Origin of the sequence: Sphingobacterium sp. LZ11T8 (genome assembly GCF_024261425.1) — a bacterium.
Classification (GTDB): Bacteria; Bacteroidota; Bacteroidia; order Sphingobacteriales; family Sphingobacteriaceae; genus Sphingobacterium.
In genome coordinates, this window is the sequence record NZ_JANBZY010000009.1 from 1 (window position 1) to 4,727 (window position 4,727).

The window sequence follows — 4,727 nt, forward strand, 5'->3', positions numbered from 1 at the left end:
CTAACGTTTTGCAGCTATAAGAAGTTGGCGATTTCGAAGCACAAAACTGTCAATCTGCACGAAAGTTTGATTGAAAAACTGCACTTCATTTAACCACTGAACCGCCAATTTCTTATAGGTGCTGTTAGCGGGTCGTTGTTTTATTTCGCTTTTGATATGAAATAGTCCCAAGTTGCTTTTGATATGTCTGCGATTATTTTTTCATTTACTTCTGCGTTCTCTTTAGAATCCGTTATAAAAACACTTATAAAAAAATTGTTGTTATCGGGTAAGAAAACGATACCAATATCATTTACCGCAGCTGTTATTCCAGTTTCTTTGTTTGTGCCAGACGATCCTGTTTTATGTGCAACCACGGTTCCAACAGGTAAATTCCCTTTTAACCGCTTTTTTCCAGTAGCTGTCTCTTTCATAATTTTCCATAGAAAATCATAACTGCTTGGGCTTAGCAAGTTGCTCTCATTGAGAAAAAAGAGTTCGAGTATTTGGTTAGCAGCTAAAGGTGTCGTCCAATTCTCAAATTGTCTATCCCAATTATTCTGCATTACTTCCTCATTGATTTTAATAGAAATGTTATCAACCCCACTTGCTTTGATGTAGTTTTCAACAAAGTTAGGCCCCCCAAGAATTTTTAATAAAATATCACACCCCACATTATCGCTTTGAGAAATAGTATATTCTAAGATTTCAGCAATACTAAGCTTAGCTCCCTCTGGGTATTTTTCTCTAATTGGACTCCATAAACCAGGCAAAAGTTCACTTTTTTTGATTTTTATTTTCTGGTTTAACTTAAAATTCCCCCTATCTATTTCGGAAAGCATAGCCAGCCCAATATGAAATTTGAACACACTTTGCATTGGAAAATGTCTTTCTCCATTTATTGAAAACACATCCTGTCCATTATTTCCAAGTACTGCAACCCCTATAGTAGCATTCTTTGATGAAATGATTTTTTGTATTTCTTGTTTTAACGAATCTATCGGTTGAGCAAAAGTATTGCAAACCGTGAGTAATAAAATAATAGCTGTTAATTGAAATATTTTCATTTTATTTTCTGTCTTTATGATTATGGTGTCTCTTTACAATGCCCGCTAACGTTGTTCGGCTTTGCGTTCGGGCGGGTTTCGGAGCACAAAAGCCTAAATTTATTTCTAATGTTTAATCGAAGCACAAGGCTTCAAGTTTATACGTCAGCCCGCCTGACGCAAAACCGATGTTAGCAGTAGTGCTTATGCAGTTGTCCACTGTTTAGGTAGTCCAACTTTTTTAAGCATTTCATTTGCTTTTTCCAATTTGTCTGGGAATAGGATTTTGTCGTCAAACTTGTTTAACGCTTTGTCCACCCGAACAATCGGAATTTTACGTTTCTTTATTTCAGTTGTTACTTTCATATCAATTGAATTTTGATTTTACAAAGTTAATTATTTTTTTGTTTTCCTACGCACTAAAAATCCGTCATATTCAACATTTTTTTTGAACGGAAACCAATCCTCATCTTTCTCGCCCAAAACTTCAAAGTCTTCTGTTACTTCCGAAAGAAATTTTGTTATTCCCATTCGGTAAAGTCTTGTTCGGGATTTTGTGCTACCTGTCGCATAAATCCAAGCGTTCGGATATTTGTCGGTAAAAGCGTAAAGCGTTGCGGCAACTGTCGCCAAAACTTTTTCGCTATCCCCATTGTTTGAAATTACTTTATCGTCTATGTCGCCTGTTGTTAGGTCTTTGTCGCCAAACGCAAGGTTGTAAACGTTTTTCACGTTGGTTTCTTGGAAACGCACAAGTTTTTCAATTAAGCCTTTCTGTCCTTCGCTTGTAAATTCAAAGGTCATTAACTTGTCGCTCGATGCCAACGGATACTTTGGTAATTTCATTTCCTACTTCTTTCTTTCAGTTCAAATTTTTGTCAAAGATACGATTTTTTTCGTCACGCATTACTGCTAATGGCTCGGCGAATTGGCGAAGTAGCGAAGCTGTATCGAAGATACAAAAGCGGAGCTATTTAGCCAAGTCGCTTGTTGTAAGCAGTCCGCGAAGCGGCGGCTTACGGCAAGCGACGTAAGTCGCCGAGCCATTGTTAGCAAGGAGCGCAGCGGATTGCTAACAACGTTTTCGGGCTTTGCGTTCGGGCGGGTTTCGGAGCACAAAACTGTCAACCTGCACTGAACTTGAATAGAAGCACAAAGCTCCAAGTGATACGTCACCCCGCCTGACGCAAAACCCGTGTTAGCGGGTCGTTGTTCTTGTTTACTTTTCACTGTCAAGAGTTAATTTGTAATAGAAATGTCGCACTTTCTCTTCTTCTGTCGGATTTGTAAGACGGTAGAAATCAAGAGCATAATTGTCAACTTCATCTGCTTGCACAAAAACTTCTTCAAATCCCTTTTCTTTGAAATATTGATTTGTAAACGCTATTAACTTTCGCCCCACGCCTTTTCTTTGGTAATTCGTCAATACTGCAAGGTCATATATATAGGCTAATGGTTTATCTGAATAGTACTGGTCAAGCACATAAACTGTCAGCCCACCTATAACTTTGTTGTTTGCCCTAGCCGTAACTACATAAAAGGTTTCTTGGTTTAATAGTTTCTGTAAGTGCAATTCACTTGGCAAATTGAAATTTTTCATTTCAAATACATTTTCAAAAATAACTATTAAGTCCTTGAACTCTTTAATATTGTCAGATTGTAGTATTTGCAATTCTAAGTTCATACATTTCTAAGTTTTCTTTTTTAGAGGTAGTCCTTTACAATGCCCGCTAACGGTTTGGGGCTTGCCGAAGGCGGGGATTTTTAGCACAAAAATTCAATCGAAGAACGAAAGTTGAACCTTGTACAAATGCCCAATCGAAGCCGTTCAGCCCCGCTTTTGGCAAACCCTTGTTAGCGGTTCGTTGTTTTTGTTTCATCAAGTCTAACCATACAAACTACGTCATCTATGCCGTTATATCCTTCAATACAGTATCCGTTGGGGTCAATGTTGGGAACGGTCAAAAGTTTGTCAAACGCATCTTTAATCAAGTTCAAATCTTATCTAAAATTCTTAATTTCGATTGCTATTTAATTACCGCTTGGAATGGTAAATTCCGTCAACCCGTGTTTTTGTAAATCGCTTCTTGTTCGTTCTTCCGCAGCCACTCTGTAGGCAATTTTCCCGTTTTCAGGTCTTGAAATGCCAAAATTTCTTCGTTGTGGGGGGGGGAACTCAAGTAAAGTGTGTAGTTTCTGAAACGCCTCTAAAATTCCATCCGAAAAAGTTTTTGCCTGAATGAAAATGACTTTGATGTCCTTTTCAATTTTGATTTTTCTCATTGTATCCATACGTTTTTTGTATTACTGTCATAAAATTTGGTTTAGTTGTTATTTGTTTGCAAGCTCACTTTACTCATTGAGTGTATAATAAAAATGTACCACTTGTTCCTCATTTGTCGGTTTGGTTGTTCTGTAAAAGTCAATGGCATAGTCATCAACTTTATCTGCCTGCACAAATACTTCTTCAAAACCTTTTTGTTTGCAGAAATTGTTTGTAAATGCAATTAAACTTTTCCCAACTCCCTTTCTTTGATAATTTGTCAATACTGCAAGGTCGTAGATATACGCTAATGGTTTGTGGGAGTAGTACTGGTCAAGTACGTAAATTGTTAGTCCGCCAATAATCTTGTCATTTGTCTTGGCGACAACTGCAAAGAAGTTTTCTTTTGCTAAAAGTTTCCGTAAATGTGTTTCGTCTGGTAATTTGAAATTTTTCATTTCAAATACATCCTCAAACAGCAAAATAAGCTCTTTTAGTTCGTCAAGATTATGTGATTGTAATATTTGTAACTCTAACTTCATTTTTTTGTTCAATTCATTTTCCGTGTCTTTTTTCAATGACCGCTAACGGTCTCGGCTATGAGTAGTTGCGTGGTTTAGCACGAAACTTTGCAAATACACACCAAACTGAAAATCCGCGAGGATTTTCAGAAGTAGGTGAGAACAAGCAATTACTTATAGCCATTGTTGGCGGTTCGGGTTTTCTCAATCTTATTAATGTCAAAAATTTTCATTCATTTACGATAAGAGTAATGTCAAGTATCATCATTGTCGCAGGTCCGTCTGGTGTAATTATATTTTGAACTTTACGAAAGCCTACTTTTTCATAACAATTAACTGCTCTATGATTATCAGGTCTTGGGTCAACCCGTACTTCTGTAATGTTAATTTGTTTTGTCAGAAAATGAATAAATTGAGTTATCATCAGCGTTCCATAACCTTTACCTAATAATTTGTTGTCAGCAATAAATTGGTCAATTCCAATGACACCTTGTCCAGGTTCATCTGGCCACCAATTTGGGTCGCCCTCCGATGCATAGTAATATTGAATATATCCAAAAGGTTTTTTATCAAGATAGATTATATAGGGTCTTGCGGAATCATTACCTAAAATTCTTGGTAGATATTTATCCCGAACCTTCTCAAGTGTTATTTCTTCTGAATTCCACCATTCTTGTAAGTGTGGATAGTTAAGCCACTTTGTTAATATTGGCAGTTGTGTTTCATTTAGTGGTTTGAATTCGAAGGTTATTTCTTTCACATTTATGATATATTAAATATTTATTCCGACCAGAAAGTTTTTGTTGTCCTTACCTGACCGCTAACGGGAAACGCATTGGCGAAGTGGCGGATAAATTGAACCGAAAGTTCAATTTAGCAGTGACGTAGCCGATGTGTTTCCACAGAAGCTAAATTATT

7 protein-coding genes are annotated in these 4,727 nt (G+C 36.9%); all 7 read right to left on the bottom strand.

Annotated features, from left to right (window positions below; translation table 11 throughout):
- Window positions 1–140 precede the first annotated feature (140 nt).
- Entirely contained in the window at window positions 141–1,046 is a 906-nt protein-coding gene (gene bla / locus NLF99_RS17960) for a class A beta-lactamase, subclass A2 (protein ID WP_254529913.1), read from the bottom strand.
- 183 nt (window positions 1,047–1,229) lie between these two features.
- Entirely contained in the window at window positions 1,230–1,391 is a 162-nt protein-coding gene (locus tag NLF99_RS17965) for a DUF4197 domain-containing protein (RefSeq protein ID WP_141113035.1), read from the bottom strand.
- A 30-nt stretch (window positions 1,392–1,421) separates the two neighbouring features.
- Entirely contained in the window at window positions 1,422–1,871 is a 450-nt protein-coding gene (locus NLF99_RS17970; protein ID WP_041321170.1) for a hypothetical protein, read from the bottom strand.
- A gap of 373 nt (window positions 1,872–2,244) precedes the next feature.
- Window positions 2,245–2,709: a GNAT family N-acetyltransferase gene (locus tag NLF99_RS17975; protein ID WP_024568394.1), complete on the bottom strand. Its 465-nt coding sequence runs from the start codon at window positions 2,707–2,709 to the stop codon at window positions 2,245–2,247.
- A 347-nt stretch (window positions 2,710–3,056) separates the two neighbouring features.
- The gene (locus NLF99_RS17980) at window positions 3,057–3,308 is read right to left on the bottom strand and encodes a hypothetical protein (protein WP_254529915.1); all 252 of its coding nucleotides are present in this window, start codon (window positions 3,306–3,308) and stop codon (window positions 3,057–3,059) included.
- Window positions 3,309–3,377: 69 nt separating this feature from the next.
- Window positions 3,378–3,830: a GNAT family N-acetyltransferase gene (locus NLF99_RS17985; RefSeq protein WP_254529917.1), complete on the bottom strand. Its 453-nt coding sequence runs from the start codon at window positions 3,828–3,830 to the stop codon at window positions 3,378–3,380.
- A gap of 208 nt (window positions 3,831–4,038) precedes the next feature.
- The gene (locus tag NLF99_RS17990) at window positions 4,039–4,569 is read right to left on the bottom strand and encodes an aminoglycoside 6'-N-acetyltransferase AAC(6')-D292 (protein WP_058878818.1); all 531 of its coding nucleotides are present in this window, start codon (window positions 4,567–4,569) and stop codon (window positions 4,039–4,041) included.
- Between the last annotated feature and the right edge of the window lie 158 nt (window positions 4,570–4,727).